The 14444-nt window shown below is 67.3% G+C and carries 15 protein-coding genes; 10 read left to right on the top strand and 5 right to left on the bottom strand.

The window, feature by feature from the left end; genetic code table 11:
* Window positions 1-20: 20 nt before the first annotated feature.
* The 5 genes from ACOFKW_RS03530 to queE all read left to right on the top strand — a co-directional run bounded on the left by ACOFKW_RS03530 (window position 21) and on the right by queE (window position 4532).
* The gene (locus tag ACOFKW_RS03530) at window positions 21-1208 is read left to right on the top strand and encodes an aspartate aminotransferase family protein (protein WP_419815975.1); all 1188 of its coding nucleotides are present in this window, start codon (window positions 21-23) and stop codon (window positions 1206-1208) included.
* A complete protein-coding gene (gene argF, locus ACOFKW_RS03525) occupies window positions 1205-2134 on the top strand; it encodes an ornithine carbamoyltransferase (RefSeq protein WP_419815974.1) in 930 nt (309 codons plus the stop codon). Before ACOFKW_RS03530 ends, argF begins: the two co-directional genes overlap by 4 nt.
* Window positions 2135-2183: 49 nt before the next feature.
* Entirely contained in the window at window positions 2184-3086 is a 903-nt protein-coding gene (locus ACOFKW_RS03520) for an Hsp33 family molecular chaperone HslO (protein ID WP_419815973.1), read from the top strand.
* A complete protein-coding gene (gene queC, locus ACOFKW_RS03515) occupies window positions 3086-3760 on the top strand; it encodes a 7-cyano-7-deazaguanine synthase QueC (RefSeq protein WP_419815972.1) in 675 nt (224 codons plus the stop codon). The genes ACOFKW_RS03520 and queC overlap by 1 nt, the downstream gene beginning before the upstream one ends.
* Window positions 3761-3899: 139 nt before the next feature.
* Window positions 3900-4532, top strand: a complete 633-nt coding sequence (queE, locus tag ACOFKW_RS03510) for a 7-carboxy-7-deazaguanine synthase (RefSeq protein ID WP_419815971.1) — start codon at window positions 3900-3902, stop codon at window positions 4530-4532.
* A 161-nt stretch (window positions 4533-4693) separates the two neighbouring features.
* Here queE and queF read toward each other — a convergent pair whose 3' ends face one another.
* Window positions 4694-5146 carry a preQ(1) synthase gene (queF, locus tag ACOFKW_RS03505; protein ID WP_419815970.1) on the bottom strand — a complete coding sequence of 151 codons (453 nt, stop codon included), beginning with the start codon at window positions 5144-5146 and terminating at the stop codon, window positions 4694-4696.
* A gap of 118 nt (window positions 5147-5264) precedes the next feature.
* Here queF and sseA point away from each other — a divergent pair, with 118 nt between their 5' ends.
* Window positions 5265-6107, top strand: a complete 843-nt coding sequence (gene sseA, locus ACOFKW_RS03500; protein WP_419815969.1) for a 3-mercaptopyruvate sulfurtransferase — start codon at window positions 5265-5267, stop codon at window positions 6105-6107.
* On the top strand, window positions 6062-7300 hold the full coding sequence (gene metC / locus ACOFKW_RS03495) for a cystathionine beta-lyase (protein ID WP_419815968.1): 1239 nt from the start codon (window positions 6062-6064) through the stop codon (window positions 7298-7300). Before sseA ends, metC begins: the two co-directional genes overlap by 46 nt.
* Here the strand turns inward: metC and ACOFKW_RS03490 are convergent.
* Both ACOFKW_RS03490 and ACOFKW_RS03485 read right to left on the bottom strand, forming a co-directional pair.
* Window positions 7293-7541 (bottom strand): hypothetical protein, encoded by a 249-nt coding sequence (locus tag ACOFKW_RS03490; protein WP_419815967.1) that lies wholly within the window; start codon window positions 7539-7541, stop codon window positions 7293-7295. The genes metC and ACOFKW_RS03490 overlap by 8 nt on opposite strands.
* Window positions 7542-7631: 90 nt before the next feature.
* A complete protein-coding gene (locus ACOFKW_RS03485; RefSeq protein WP_419815966.1) occupies window positions 7632-9221 on the bottom strand; it encodes a cisplatin damage response ATP-dependent DNA ligase in 1590 nt (529 codons plus the stop codon).
* A gap of 134 nt (window positions 9222-9355) precedes the next feature.
* Between ACOFKW_RS03485 and ACOFKW_RS03480 the strand changes: the two genes are divergently transcribed.
* Entirely contained in the window at window positions 9356-10030 is a 675-nt protein-coding gene (locus ACOFKW_RS03480) for a MerR family transcriptional regulator (protein ID WP_419815965.1), read from the top strand.
* On the opposite strand, the gene ACOFKW_RS03475 is transcribed toward ACOFKW_RS03480, so the two are convergent.
* Window positions 10027-11277: a hypothetical protein gene (locus ACOFKW_RS03475; RefSeq protein ID WP_419815964.1), complete on the bottom strand. Its 1251-nt coding sequence runs from the start codon at window positions 11275-11277 to the stop codon at window positions 10027-10029. The genes ACOFKW_RS03480 and ACOFKW_RS03475 overlap by 4 nt on opposite strands.
* Window positions 11274-12677, bottom strand: a complete 1404-nt coding sequence (locus tag ACOFKW_RS03470; protein WP_419815963.1) for a glycosyl transferase family protein — start codon at window positions 12675-12677, stop codon at window positions 11274-11276. The genes ACOFKW_RS03475 and ACOFKW_RS03470 overlap by 4 nt, the downstream gene beginning before the upstream one ends.
* Before the next feature lie 356 nt (window positions 12678-13033).
* Between ACOFKW_RS03470 and ACOFKW_RS03465 the strand changes: the two genes are divergently transcribed.
* On the top strand, window positions 13034-13930 hold the full coding sequence (locus tag ACOFKW_RS03465; protein ID WP_419815962.1) for a thymidylate synthase: 897 nt from the start codon (window positions 13034-13036) through the stop codon (window positions 13928-13930).
* Window positions 13927-14433 carry a dihydrofolate reductase gene (locus tag ACOFKW_RS03460; protein ID WP_419815961.1) on the top strand — a complete coding sequence of 169 codons (507 nt, stop codon included), beginning with the start codon at window positions 13927-13929 and terminating at the stop codon, window positions 14431-14433. Before ACOFKW_RS03465 ends, ACOFKW_RS03460 begins: the two co-directional genes overlap by 4 nt.
* The last annotated feature ends 11 nt before the right edge of the window (window positions 14434-14444 follow it).

Genomic DNA, 14444 nt, shown 5'->3' with positions numbered 1-14444 from the left:
GCTGAAAGGCGCAATTACCGATGGCGATCACCGCGATGATGCCCGTCTATGGCCGCTGCGAAGTTGCGCCGGTACGAGGCGAAGGCTGTTATCTGTACGACGCCGACGGCAAGGAGTGGCTCGACTTCGCCGCCGGGATCGCCGTCAACGCGCTCGGCCACAGCCATCCGCACCTGATCGGCGCGATCCAGAAGCAGGCCGCGACGCTGATGCACATCAGCAATCTGTACGGCGCCCCGGACCAGCAGCGCACCGCCGAGCGGCTGGTGGCGCGGACCTTTGCCGACACCGTGTTCTTCACCAACTCGGGCGCCGAGGCGCTGGAGTGCGCGATCAAGACCTGCCGCCGTCACCATTTTGCCGCCGGCACCCCCGAGAAGTTCCGCATCCTGACTTTCTCGAACGCCTTCCACGGGCGGACGATGGCGACGATCTCGGTCACCGACCAGTACAAGCTGCGCGACGGCTTCGAGCCGCTGCCCGACTGGGCGACGGTCCTGCCGTTCGGCGACCTCGAGGCTGCGACCGCCGCTGTCGACGGCAGCATCGGCGGCATCCTGGTCGAGCCGATCCAGGGCGAGGGCGGCATCCGCCCCGGCACCCACGAGTTCCTGCAGGGCCTGCGCGACCTCGCCGACAAGCATGGCCTGCTGCTGATCTTCGACGAGGTCCAGTGCGGCGTCGGGCGGACCGGCCACCTGTTCGCCTATGAGCATTACGGCATCCTCCCCGACATCATGTCGGTGGCCAAGGGCATCGGCGGCGGCTTCCCGGTCGGTGCCTGCCTCGCCACCGAGCATGCGGCGAGCGGCATGGTCGTCGGCACCCACGGCTCGACCTATGGCGGCAACCCGCTGGCGATGGCGGCGATCAACGCCAGCCTCGACATCATCGACGACGCGGCGTTCCTGGCGCACGTCACCGAGATGGGCGCACGGCTGCGGTCGGGTCTGGAGCAGATGATCCCCAACCATGACGAGCTGTTCGACAGCGTCCGCGGCGTCGGCCTGATGCTCGGCCTCAAGATGAAATCCGACAGCCGCGCCTTCGTCGGCCACGCCCGCTCGCACGGCATCCTGCTGGTCGCTGCCGGCGACAACGTCGTCCGCCTGCTGCCGCCGCTGATCATCGACGAGACCCACATCCGCGAGGCGATCGACAAGATCTCGGCAGCCGCAGCGGCGTTCACCCCGGCGATGGCGGCGTGAGGCATTTCCTCGACCTCGCCACCCCAGGCAAGGCCGCCCTTCGCGCCATCCTCGACGAGGCGCACCGTCGCAAGGCGGCGCGTGCCGGCAAGCCGCGCGGTGCCGTCGACGACGATGCTCCGCTCGCGGGTCACGTTCTGGCGATGATATTCGAGAAGCCGTCGACGCGGACGCGCTTCAGCTTCGACGTCGGCATCCGGCAGCTCGGTGGTACCAGCATCGTTACCTCGAGCAGCGACATGCAGCTCGGGCGCGGCGAGACCGTCGCCGACACCGCCCGCGTGCTGTCGCGCTTCGTCGATGCGATCATGATCCGCACCGCGGCCCACGAGACCGTCGAGGGGCTGGCCGAGTTCGGCAGCCTGCCGGTGATCAACGGCCTGACCGACCTCAGCCACCCGTGCCAGGCGATGGCCGACCTGATGACCGTCGAGGAGCGCCTCGGCCAGTCGGTCGAGGGCACCTGCTGGGCCTGGGTCGGCGATGGCAACAACATGGCGCATTCGCTGATCGAGGCGGCCAGCGTCATGGGTTTCGACCTCAAGCTCGGCGTTCCGCACGGCTATGACCCCGACCAGGCGGTGATGGCGACGGCGTGTGCCCGCGGCGGCTCGATCGACGTGGTGCGCAGCGCGGTCGCCGCGGTCGAGGGCGCCAAGGTCGTCGTCACCGACACCTGGGTGTCGATGGGCCAGGCCGATACCAAGGACAAGGCGAGCGCGATGAAGCCGTTCGCCGTCACCCCGCTGTTGATGTCGAAAGCGGCCGAGGGCGCGGTCTTCCTGCACTGCCTGCCTGCTCACCGCGGCGAGGAAGTCCTCGACCAGGTCATCGACGGTCCCGCCTCCGCAGTCTGGGACGAGGCCGAGAACCGGCTGCACGTCCAGAAGGCGATCATGCTGTGGTGCCTTGGAAAGATCGGCTGAGCCCCCGATATCGGGTCATCCCCCGATTGAAAGCCTGCCGGACTTGTCCATGATCCTCGAGACTATCGCTCCAGTCGCCGACCGCAGCCTCGGCTTCACCGTTGCGGCGCGCAACGTCCGCGGCCGCGTCGTGCGGCTCGATGCCAGCCTCAATGCGGTGCTGGCGGCGCACAAATACCCCGACGCCATCGCGCGGCTGCTGGCCGAGGCGCTGGTGCTGACCACCATGCTCGGCAGCACGTTGCAGGACGGCGCCGGCCAGATGACCATGCAGGCGCAGGCCAAGGGCGGCGCGGTCGACCTGCTGGTCTGCGACTACCGCGCCGGCGCGGTGCGCGGCTATATCCGCTTCGACGACAGCGCGACGATCCCCAGCGGCATGAGCCTGCCCGGCCTGTTCGGCACCGGTCACCTGGCGATCACCCTCGACCCGACCTCGGGGTCGGAGCGCTACCAAGGCATCGTGCCGCTGGAGGGCGCCTCGCTCAGCGATGCGGTGCGCGGCTATTTCGAGACCAGCGAGCAGTTGCCGACGCTGGTCCATGTCGCGGTGTCGGGCGATGCCGCGACCGGCTGGATCGCCGGCGGCCTGCTGGTCCAGCACCTCGCCCGCAGCGAACTCGGCGGCGAGCGCCTGTCGGTGGCCAGCGACGAGCAGCGCGCCCACCCGGACTGGGAGCATGTCCTGGCACTCGCCAGCACCGTCCGCGACGCCGAGCTCACCGATCCGGCTCTGTCCGAGGAGACGCTGCTATGGCGGCTGTTCCACGAGGAGCAGGTCCGCATCGTCGACGGCATCGCCCCGACCCGCGGCTGCCGCTGCTCCGCCGCGCACATCCGCGACGTGCTCGGGCGCTTCTCCGAGGAGGACCGCGCCGGGATGCGCGACGACGACGGACTGGTAAAGGTCGACTGCGAATTCTGCGCGCGCACCTTCGCGGTCGAGATCTGATGTCTTGGACCCAGCCCCTCGCCGTCGTCCTGCTGTCCGGCGGCCTCGACTCGACCACCGTCGCCGCCATCGCGCGCGAGCGGGGGTTCCGCATTCTGGCGCTGACCATCGACTATAATCAGCGCCACCGTATCGAACTGCAGGCCGCCGCGCGGGTCGCCGAGGCGATGCAGGTGGTGCGGCACGTCGTCCTGCCGCTCGACCTGTCGGGCTTCGGCGGCTCGGCGCTGACGGCGGACATCGACGTGCCCAAAGGCGGCGTCGAGCCCGGCATCCCGGTGACTTACGTCCCGGCGCGCAACACGATCTTCCTGTCGGTGGCGTTGGGCTGGGCCGAGGCGGCGGGCGCGCGCGACCTGTTCATCGGCGTCAATGCACTCGATTACTCGGGCTATCCCGACTGCCGGCCGGAGTTCGTCGCGGCATTCGAGGCGATGGCCAATCTGGCGACCAAGGCCGGTGTCGAGGGCGACCGCTTCACCGTCCATACGCCGCTCAGCGCGATGACCAAGGCCGACATCGTCCGCGAGGGTGCGCGGCTGGGCGTCGACTTCGGAATGACGTGGAGCTGCTACGACCCGACCCCGGCAGGCGCGCCGTGCGGCGAGTGCGATTCGTGCCGCCTGCGCGCCAAGGGCTTCGAGGAGGCCGGCGTCGTGGACCCCGCGCTTTGAACCTCCCCGCTTCCTTGATCCTCCCCCGCTTCCGGGGGAGGGGGACCGCCACTTGGCGGTGGAGGGGGTCGGGGCCAGCCCCCTCCACCGCGCTGAAGGGCGCGGTCCCCCTCCCCCTGAAGAGGGGGAGGATGTAGCGGTGACCTACGCCGTCAAGGAGATCTACGTCACACTGCAGGGCGAGGGCGCGCAGACCGGGCGACGCGCGGTGTTCCTGCGGTTCGCCGGCTGCAATTTGTGGAGCGGGCGCGAGGTCGACCGGGCCGCTGCGGTCTGCCAGTTCTGCGACACCGACTTCATCGGCACCGACGGGCCGGGCGGCGGCAAGTTCCGCACCGGCGAGGCGCTGGCGGCGACGGTCGCGGCGGAATGGGGCGCGGGCGAAGCGCACCGGCTGGTGATCTGCACCGGCGGCGAACCCCTGCTCCAGCTCGACAGCGCGCTGGTCGACGCCCTCCACGCCCGCGGCTTTTCGGTTGGGGTCGAGACCAACGGCACACAACTGCCGCCGCCCGGGCTCGACTGGATCTGTGTCAGCCCAAAGGCCGATGCCCCGGTGGTGCTGACCGCAGGCGACGAACTCAAGCTGGTCTATCCGCAGGCACTGGCGCAACCCGAGCGTTTCGCCGACCTCGCGTTCGAGAACTTCTTCCTCCAGCCGATGGATGGGCCGGAGCGGGAGGCCAATACCCAGGCCGCGATCGCCTATTGCCTCGCGCACCCGCGCTGGCGGCTCGGCCTCCAGACCCACAAGCTGACCGGGCTACCCTGACACGCCTTGCTATTTGTGTGCCCATATGGTACATAAAAGGCATGGAGGATAGCCGGACCGATCAAATGTCGGTTGACGGGATGCGTCGCGGCGAGTTTTTCGAAGCAGGCTCGACTGCGAAGATCACGTTTATGGTGTGTTGCGGAGTGAACTTCCGGACGTCAGCCGCGGCCGCGATAGGGCGCGACGCCCTGGTCGGGAACCCATAGTCCGGCAGGCGGTGCGCCGGTCTGCCAGAACACGTCGATCGGCATGCCGCCGCGTGGATACCAATAGCCGCCGATGCGGAGCCACTTCGGCGCCATCTCGGCGACCAGACGCTGGCCGATGCCGACGGTGCAGTCCTCGTGGAAGGCGGCGTGGTTGCGGAACGACGACAGGAACAGCTTGAGGGACTTGGATTCGACGATGGTGGCGTCGGGCAGATAGTCGATGACGATGTGCGCGAAGTCGGGCTGGCCGGTAACCGGGCACAGCGAGGTGAATTCGGGCGCGGTGAAGCGTACCAGATAGTCGGTGCCGGCGCGCGGATTGGCGGGATAGTCGAGGACGGCCTCGTCCGGGGTGGCGGGCAGGCTGCTCGAATGGCCGAGATGGTGGAGGGAGTCGCTCATTGCTTCGACCTAGCATCGAGTGAAGCAACCGCAAGTAGGCCATGGTGAAACCGCAAGCAGGGTGACAGGTTAAGGGCACGCCGCTATTGCAACGATAACGACAACAGGAGCTGCGTGCATGACCCCCTTGGTGACGACCGAATGGCTCGCGGCCGAACTCGGCAAGAGCGACCTGCGGGTCATCGATGCGACGGTGCTGGCCCCCGGCATGAAGGGCGATGCGCGCGCCGCGTTCGAAGCAGCGCACATCCCGGGCGCGGTGTTCTTCGACCTCGACGAGATCGTCGATACCGCCACCGACGTGCCGCACATGCTGCCGCCCGCCGAGAAGTTCGCCAGCCGCATGCAGGCGCTCGGTCTCGGCGATGGCAGCCGCATCGTCGTCTATGACGATTCGCCGCTGCACTCCTCGGCCCGTGCCTGGTGGATGCTGGGCCTGTTCGGCGCACACGAAGTCGCTATCCTCGACGGCGGGCTTGCCAAATGGCACTCCGAAGGCCGCCAGATGGAGTCGGGCAAGCCGGTCGTTCGCCACCGCCACTTCACCGTCTGGGCCGACAAGAAGAACGTCCGCACCCAGGCGCAGATGCTCGAGAACCTCAAGACCAAGGCCGAGCAGGTCGTCGATGCCCGCTCCGCCGCCCGCTTCGCCGGGACCGAGCCCGAGCCGCGCGAAAACCTGCGCGGCGGTCACATCCCTGGCTCCAAGAACCTGCCCATCGGCCTGCTGTTCAACGAGGACGGCACCTGGAAGCAGGGCGAGGCGCTGCAGTCCGCGTTCACCGCCGCCGGGGTCGATATCGCCAAGCCGATCGTCACGACCTGCGGTTCGGGCATCACCGCCGCCGTGATCTACTTCGGCGCGACGCTGCTCGGGGCCAAGAACCTTGCGCTGTACGACGGCAGCTGGTCCGAATGGGGCGCCTCGCCGACCAACCCGGTGGTCACCGGAGCGGCGTGAGCAAATCCGAGGCGACACGGCTGGTCGAGGCGGGGCGTAATCCCGACTGGACCCATGGTCCGACCGGCCGGGGCATCGTCAACCCGCCGGTCTGGCGCGCCTCGACGATCCTGTTCGACAGCCTCGCGGTGCTGGATGCCAGCATTAAGGCGCCCGACGACGGGCTGAACTACGGCCGCCGCGGCACTCCGACGCAATGGGCGCTGGAGGCCGCGCTGACCGAGATCGATCCGGGCGCTGCCGGCACCAAGCTGTTCCCCAGCGGCGTCGCGGCGCTGGCGGCGGCATTGCTGACAGTTGCCAGCAGCGGCGACCACCTGCTCATCGTCGACAGCACCTACGACCCGACCCGCCTGTTCGCCGACCGCATGCTCAAGCGCTTCGGTGTCGAGACGACCTATTACGATCCGCTGATCGGTGCCGGCATCGAGGCGCTGATCCGGCCCAACACCCGCGGGATCCTGCTCGAATCACCGGGCTCGCTGACATTCGAGGTGCAGGACATCCCCGCCATCGTCGAAGTGGCGCGGCGGCACGGCATCGCGACGATCCTCGACAACACCTGGGCGACGCCGCTACTGTTCGCCTCGATGGCGCACGGCATCGACCTCAGCATGCAGGCGGTGACCAAATACGTCGGCGGCCACAGCGACCTGATGATGGGCGCCGTTACTGCCAACGCCGCCTGGCTGCCGCGCCTCAAGGAGACGACCTACCGCCTCGGCCAGCATGTCGCCCCCGACGACGCCGCGCTGGCACTGCGCGGCCTGCGCACGCTCGGCCTGAGGCTGAAGCAGCACGAGGCCAATGGTCTCGCCGTCGCGCGTTGGCTGGCCCGGCACCCGGCGGTCGAGCGGGTGCTCCACCCCGGCCTGCCTGATGATCCCGGCCACGCACTGTGGAGTCGCGACTTCAAGGGCGCCAGCGGGCTGTTCGGTTTCACCCTCAAGCGCGGCACGCGCGCCCAGACCGGGCCGCTGATCGACCACCTCGAGCATTTCGGCATCGGCTTCAGCTGGGGCGGCTTCGAGAGCCTGATCCTCCCGGTCGAACCCAACCGCGTCCGCACCGCGACCCGCTTCGTCAGCGCCGGCGCCGTCGTCCGCCTCCATATCGGCCTGGAGGATCCCGCCGATCTGATCGCCGATCTCGACGCCGGGCTGGCGCGCTACGAGGCGCAATGGCCTAGTTGAGCAGCATGTCCCGGCGGTTGTCGCTGCGGAAAGCGTGGAGCAGCTTCAGGATCGCCACCGACCGATTATCGAGGCCGCCACGGCTGCGCAGGTCGGACGGATCGGACGCCAGAATGACCTCGACATCGCCGAACTCATCGAGCAGATGTGCCGCCACTGGAGCAGCAGGACTACTCCCGGCGAAGTTAAGGGCGAAAGCGAGAAGCTCTCCGTCCCCCAGATCGATCTCTTCGATAGCCATTGAGCCCCCCGGCACAGTCTGAATAGTTATCCACACAAATCGTGGTGGCGTCCATTTGGCAAGCTGGATTATCCTCTGCCTGCGAAACAATCACGTCACCAGCTTTAACAGTCCAACAATCCTATCAGCTTCTGCTGCCGGCTTGTCGGCGCGAATGCGGGCGATTCGGGGAAAACGCATCGCCAAGCCGGACTTGTGCCGGCTCGAATGGTGGAGCGAATCAAACGCTACCTCGAGCACAAGGGCCTTTTCAACCTCGCGAACCGGTCCAAACCGTGCCGTCGTGTGGTTTCTGACCCAGCGATCGAGCCAGCCGAGCTCCTCGTCGGTGAAACCGCTATAGGCCTTGCCGACCGGCAGCAGCTCGCCCGTTTCGGTCCAGCAGCCGAAGGTATAGTCGGAGTAGAAGCTCGACCGTTTGCCGTGGCCGCGTTGCGCATACATCATGACGCAGTCGGCAACGAGCGGATCGCGCTTCCATTTGTACCACAGGCCGGTGCGGCGTCCCGGCACATAGGGCGAGTCGCGGCGCTTGAGCATCAACCCCTCGATCGCCGCGTCGCGGGTCCCGAGGCGGATCTCCATCAAAGCCTCGAAGTCCGGCGCGTCGATTACCGCGGACAAATCGAAGCGGCCAGGATCGAGGCTGGGCATCAGTGCCTCCAGGCGAACGCGACGTTCGGTCCACGGCAAGGCCCGAAGATCTTCGTCGCCGTCGTACAGAATGTCGTAAAGCCGGACGAATGCAGGAAAATCCGCCATTGCTTTGGCAGTGACAGCCTTGCGGTTGAGCCGCTGCTGGAGTGCGTTGAAGCTGGCAGCACCCTCGTTCTCATGGCCGCCGCCCTGGAAGTCGCCGCGCACCAGCAATTCGCCGTCGAGGACGGCCGGTTTAGAGTAGGCGGCGGCGACGTCTGGGAAGCTGCGGGTAATGTCGTCGCCGGCGCGCGAGAACAGCCGGGTCTCGCCGGCGACATGGACCAGCTGGACCCGAATCCCGTCCCACTTCCACTCTGCGGCATAATCGGCGAGGTCGACCTTGAGCTCTTCGAGCGGATGGGCCAGCATGAACGGGCGGAACACCGGCACGCTGGTGTGGCTTGGCTGTTCGCCGGTGCCGGAGCCCCAGGCGAACAAGGCCGGGTAGGGCGGATGGATGCCGTGCCAGACCTCCTCGACCGCATCGACCTCGACGCCGAATCCTTGGGCGAACGCAGTCTTCGCCAGCCGTGCCGAGATGCCGATGCGCAAGGCTCCGGTCGCCAACTTGAGCAGCGCATACCGGCCCTGTGCATCGAGCCGGTCCATCAGCTCGGTCATCACTGCTGCCGCGTCGGCGCGGGCTAGGTCGGACAGTCGCTCGACGACCTCGTTCAGTGTCGGCGGCGGACGCAGTTCGGCCACCAGCGGGTCGGGCCACAGCAGAGCGACCGTCTCGGCAAGGTCGCCGACATAGTCGTAGCTCATGGCAAACAGCACCGGGTCGACGCGGTCCTCGATCAGCAGGCGGATCAGCTTGGGCTGCACGGCTTTCAGGCTGAGCCCGCCAGTCAGGGCGGCCAGTGCCCAGCCGCGATCGGGATCGGGCGTCGCGCGCAGGTAATCGCCGATCAGGCGCAGCTTGGCATTGCGCGACCGCGTGTAGACGAGCGCATCGAGAAGGGCGGCGAAGGCCTGCATGGACGCGTAACGTAGGGGCAGCGCGAAATGGCTCAAGCCTTGCCGCACACGGTCCGATCGAAGGCGTAGCGCCGGACGTGCGGCGATGCTAGCCGGGTACTATGCGAATGCGCGAACTGGAACAACGGACTGGCGTGGGCCGCGAGACCATTCGCTATTATATTCGCGAGGGCCTGTTGCCCGAGCCGACGCGTGCGAGCCGCAACTCAGCATCATACAGCGAGGCGCATGTCACGCGCTTGAAAGCTATAAAGCGACTGCAGGAGGAACGCTTCCTGCCGCTTGCGGTGATCCGCTCGTTGCTGGACGCAGGCGGTGAAGATGGCGGCGAGCGTTGGCTGGAGCCGCAGGCGTTTCCCGAACTCGACAGTGTGCTACGGGCCCGGCTCGACCATGATGCGCCGCGTGTCGCCGTGTCGGACGTGATGGCCCAGACGGGCTGCGGCGACGAGGATATCGACCAGCAATCGGCGGCGGGGGTGATCGCGGTCGATGCGGCGGGCACGATGTCGGCCCGCGACGCGACGATCATGCGGGTGCTGGGTGACCTGCGGACGACCGGCTTCACCAGCGAACGCGGTTTCACCACCGAGAGCATGAAATTTTACCTGGATTTCGTGGAGTGGGTTACGACCCAGGAAATGCGGCTGTTCTTCGAGCACACCGCCGGCCGGATCGACGAGGCCGAGGCGACCGACATGGCCGAGCGTGGCGTCGCGTCGATCAACGAGTTGCTCGGCTTGCTGCGGACGCGGTCGCTGCTGAACAAGCTGGGCGCACGCCGCCCCACCGCCAACGACGACAGCTAGAAGCGCGCTGAAAGGGTCAGGGCGACGCCGCTGTCCGGGCGGACGTTACCGGTGACGCGGTAGCGGTAGTCCAGGCTCAGCGTGGCATGCGGCAGTTGCAGGCTGACAGTCGGTCCGACATCGACGCGGTCGAGTGTCTGCCCGCCGGCACGCTGGACACTCGACCACAGACCGACGCCGGGCTGCAATGTCCACCCAGAAGCGATCGGGATCGGCACGACGGCGCGGGCCTGGACGCTGGCATAGACGTCGCGGCGGCTGGCGCCGACGACACCGGCCTCGGCGTAGCCGTCGACGAGCAATCGGCCGACCTTGTGCGAACCGCCGCCTGCGGCCCGCAGGGTCCAGGCGTCGCGGCCCTGGCTGCCGACAGCTACGAGGCGCTCGGCGGATAGCGCCATCCACGGCAGGGCCTGCCAGCGCGCACCCAGCGCGACCTGTGCTCCATGGCCTTCGAAGCCGGTGCCGAGCCCATCGCCGCGCAGTGGAATGGCAGTGCGCAGCGTTACCGAGAACGGCTGGCGCGCCAGCGGGTCGGGTGTGAACGACAAGGTGCTGCCCGCCTGTCCACCGCCAAGCAGCGGCGCCACGCCGAGGCCGTTAGGGCCTTGCTCACGACCGAGCAGATAGACCTCACCCGACCAGCGGCGCCGCATCAAGGCAAGCTGCGAACGCCAGGCAGGCGCGTTGGTGTCGTCGGGTGTCTCGCCGAGCGCCTTCTCGAAAGCCCTGGCTGCGGCGCGACGGTTGCCTGACTTCAACTGGCCGTAGGCGGCGGTGGCGAACTGCTGGCTGGAAAATCCCGGCTGCTCGGACGCAGGCGGTGGCGTGAACACCCAACTGTCCTGAGGCGCGGCGGCCAATCGGGTTGCGTCCGGCCCGGCGCTATCGGTGAACACTGCGACGTCGTTCCACGGCAGTTGTGGCTGTGTGATGGCCAGCGCTGCTCGGGTCGGTACGGCGGCGACTAATCGAACTCGCGGCGGCGGCCTACGCTCTGGTAACCGAGCCGGCTCGCGAAGACGAATTACCAACGGCAGTGCTTGATGCTGATGCCACGGCTGCAGCACGATCCGGTGTGGCAACGCCTCGTCGGACGACGCGGCGGCGGAAAGGTCCGTCGGGTCCTCGCTCGCCGCCGCCATGTCGGTCTTCATGCCGGTGGCGAGGTCGGGGATACGGCTGGCACCGAGCGCAAACGCAGCAGTGCCGAACAGCGCCAGGAAGCGTAGCGGACCTACCCTCATTCTACGCCCGGGAAGCGGTGAGCGGTCTTGTCCCACGTCAGTTCGGCGCGCCCTCGCCGTATCGCCAGGTAACGAAAGGTAGCTCGCCACGCTGCCAGAGCGTTGATCAGGTTGCCGACGACAACCCGGGGCACAGCCCGCAGCCCTTCGCGCCAGCCGTGGACAGAAGCGGTGAAGCCGGCGCGCATGACCAGACGCCATACGAGCACCGACGTCGTGAACATCAAGGTTGCCGCAAGAAGGCTACCTGGTGCCACCAGCGGCGTGAACTTCGCCGCGCCCGGTATGATCGCGGCAAGCAACGTATCCAGCAGGACCAGCGCCATGGCGGCATAGCCGAATAGCGTTAGCAGTGCCGCGACGATCACCTTGCGGTCGCGCATCAGCATGAAGCGGTCGGCCCAGCCGCCACCCCAGCCCAGTCGATCCCAGCCGCCGAACGCGATGCCGAGGAGCCAGCGGGTTTTCTGGCGCAGCGCGGTATCGATCGTGGCAGGAAAATGCTCCCGCGTTGCGACCACGCCGCCGCCAGCGTCGCCGGCGATGCGCACCAGCGCACCGCGCCCGCCGAGCGCCTTGATCTTGATGCCAATCTCGTAATCCTCGGTCAGGCAATTCGGATCGAACGGCTTGCCTCCGGCAAGGTCGGCGATGCGGCCCAGCATGTCCCGGTCGATGGCGCAGGCGACGCCAGCACTCGGCACCGCGGCGCCGAGCGCCTCGCGCACCACCATGTCCTTGCCGTGCGCCTCGGCGAATTCATCAAGGTAATGGCCGCTGACCCAGCGTGAGGCGGGGTCGACGAGCGGCAGCACCGGCAACTGCACCATCGCCAGCCGCCCGATGAGATGATCGAATACCCGCAACTCGCGTGGATCGACGACATCCTCTGCATCGTGCAGCACGACCGCCTTGAAGCGCTCGCCGCCGCGCATTTCCTCCGCCACCAGGGCTCGCCATAGATGGTTGAGGCAATCCGCCTTGGTCGTTGGTCCCGGCCGGTCGCAATCGACCGTGATGATCCGTGGATCAGTGACCGTCGCGACAGCCTCGCGCGTCTCGGGATCGTTGGGATAGACGCCGACGAACACCCGGTAGCTGGGATAGTCGAGACGGTTGATCAGGTCGCGAAGCATCGCGCCGATCACCGCCGATTCATCCCAAGCAGGCACCAGTATCGCCATAGCAGCCGCCGAGTCGCGCCGCAACGTTGCGGCTACAGAACGATTATTCACGCGGTAGATCGTGCAGCGTCGCCAGCCAGCCCGCGCAAAGAAGATGATGTCGATGGCCAGGTCGTCGAGGCTGAACAGAGCTAGTCCGGTTGCTGCGAGGTGCAGCGTCTCCCGGGCAACGCCGTGGACCAGCGCGGCGGCCAGCAAGGGCGTTACCGCCACCATTCAGGCGGACCTTGGTTCGGGTGCCCCGACGCAGTCGAATCCCGGCACACGGGGAGGGCCGTTTGCGGGACTAGCGATTTGCAGCCGGGACACCCTCGACAGCCGGCAGGTCGGGCACGACTTCACGCCGCGACGTCGCCGATGCCGATTCATTCGAGCCGGTCGATGGAAGGATCGGAGGGCACCTTTGACGACGGCTTGCAGACAGGGCAATTGCGCAGCGGGCGCGCGAGGCCAAGATTGGAATTGATGGAAACGGCCTTGTTCCTCTACCGGCCCGACAGGGTCGCGCGGACTATGGGCGGGCGGCGAACGCGCAACTACATCCCCGATTAGGGGTAGTGAACAGGCGATAAATGTTTCCAGAGACGCAGTATTCGGATCTTCTACGCCGTACCTGGCAACACGGCGTCGAACGCGGTGACCGGACCGGCACCGGGACGCGTGCGCTGTTCGGGCAGACCCTGCGTTTCGACTTGTCGGATGGCACGATCCCGCTGCTGACCACCAAGCGAGTATTCTGGAAGACTGCAGTTCGCGAGCTTTTGTGGTTCCTGTCGGGCGAAACCTCGATCGTGCCGCTGGTCGCGCAAGGCGTCCATATCTGGACCGACTGGCCGATGGCGCGGCACGCCAAGGCGACCGGCGAGGTACTAAGCCGCGATGAGTTCCAAGCGCGGCTGCTCGGCGACCCGGCGTTCGCGGCGGAGTGGGGCGACCTCGGGCCGGTCTATGGTCATCAATGGCGACACTGGCCGCGCCACCCCGGCGATGCGGAAGGCATCGACCAGATCGCCGCGCTGGTCGAGGGGCTACGGCACAATCCGGCGTCGCGGCGGCACATCTTCACAGGCTGGAACGTCGCCGACCTCGACCGCATGGCGCTGCCGCCGTGCCACATGACCTATCAATATTTCGTCGCGGATGGCCGCCTGTCGGGCATCCTGTACCAGCGGTCGTGCGACCTTGGTCTCGGCTTTGCCTTCAACATCTTCGAGGCGGCGGTGCTGCTGCGGATGCTGGCGCAGCAGTGTGATCTGGAGGCCGGCGAGATCGTCTGGATGGGCGCCGATTGTCACGTCTATCTCAACCATGCCGAGCTGGTGCAGACGCAATTGTCGCGCGAGCCCAAGGGCTTCCCGACGCTGCGCCTGACCCGACGGCCGGCGTCGATCCTCGACTACCGCTTCGAGGATTTTGCCGTCGACGGCTATGACCCGCATCCCGCCATCCCGGCGCCGGTGGCGGTATGATCGTCAGCTTCGTCGTGGCGCGCGCCGACAACGGTGTCATCGGACGCGACAATGCGCTGCCGTGGCGGCTGCCTGCGGATCTTGCGCACTTCAAGCGGCTGACTGTCGGCAAGCCCGTGGTGATGGGGCGGCGGACCTTCGACTCGATCGGCAAACCGTTGCCCGGGCGACAGAACATCGTGCTGACCCGCGACCCTGATTGGTGTGCCGCGGGAGTGACAGCAGTGCCAAATCTCGCCGAGGCGATCGCAGCGGGCGGCATGGACCCGCGCGCCCGCTCCGACGAGCTGATGGTCATCGGCGGTGCGACGATCTATGCCGAGGCGCTACCGATCACGCGTCGCATCCATTTGACCGAGGTCCATGCCGAGCCGGAGGGCGATACGCTGCTGCCAGCGTTCGATCCGGCGGTCTGGGCGGAGACGGCGCGCTTCGATCATCCGGCCGAAGGCGAGGCTCCGGCGTACAGCTTCGTCACGCTCGAACGCTGCGACTTGCGGTAGGGCCCGCGCCG

The organism is Glacieibacterium sp., assembly GCF_965200405.1.
GTDB lineage: Bacteria > Pseudomonadota > Alphaproteobacteria > Sphingomonadales > Sphingomonadaceae > Glacieibacterium.
The sequence above is the reverse complement of the archived record's forward strand: the minus strand, read 5'-3'. Positions and strand labels throughout refer to the sequence as shown.

Coding starts and splice junctions, on each gene's coding strand:
- ACOFKW_RS03520 (WP_419815973.1), top strand. CDS start 2,184: ATGATCCTCGAGACTATCGCTCCAGTCGCCGACCGCAGCCTCGGCTTC.
- ACOFKW_RS03475 (WP_419815964.1), bottom strand. CDS start 11,277: ATGAGGGTAGGTCCGCTACGCTTCCTGGCGCTGTTCGGCACTGCTGCG.
- ACOFKW_RS03460 (WP_419815961.1), top strand. CDS start 13,927: ATGATCGTCAGCTTCGTCGTGGCGCGCGCCGACAACGGTGTCATCGGA.
- ACOFKW_RS03530 (WP_419815975.1), top strand. CDS start 21: ATGGCGATCACCGCGATGATGCCCGTCTATGGCCGCTGCGAAGTTGCG.
- sseA (WP_419815969.1), top strand. CDS start 5,265: ATGACCCCCTTGGTGACGACCGAATGGCTCGCGGCCGAACTCGGCAAG.
- ACOFKW_RS03465 (WP_419815962.1), top strand. CDS start 13,034: ATGTTTCCAGAGACGCAGTATTCGGATCTTCTACGCCGTACCTGGCAA.
- queC (WP_419815972.1), top strand. CDS start 3,086: ATGTCTTGGACCCAGCCCCTCGCCGTCGTCCTGCTGTCCGGCGGCCTC.
- queF (WP_419815970.1), bottom strand. CDS start 5,146: ATGAGCGACTCCCTCCACCATCTCGGCCATTCGAGCAGCCTGCCCGCC.
- ACOFKW_RS03485 (WP_419815966.1), bottom strand. CDS start 9,221: ATGCAGGCCTTCGCCGCCCTTCTCGATGCGCTCGTCTACACGCGGTCG.
- ACOFKW_RS03470 (WP_419815963.1), bottom strand. CDS start 12,677: ATGGTGGCGGTAACGCCCTTGCTGGCCGCCGCGCTGGTCCACGGCGTT.
- ACOFKW_RS03490 (WP_419815967.1), bottom strand. CDS start 7,541: ATGGCTATCGAAGAGATCGATCTGGGGGACGGAGAGCTTCTCGCTTTC.
- metC (WP_419815968.1), top strand. CDS start 6,062: ATGGGGCGCCTCGCCGACCAACCCGGTGGTCACCGGAGCGGCGTGAGC.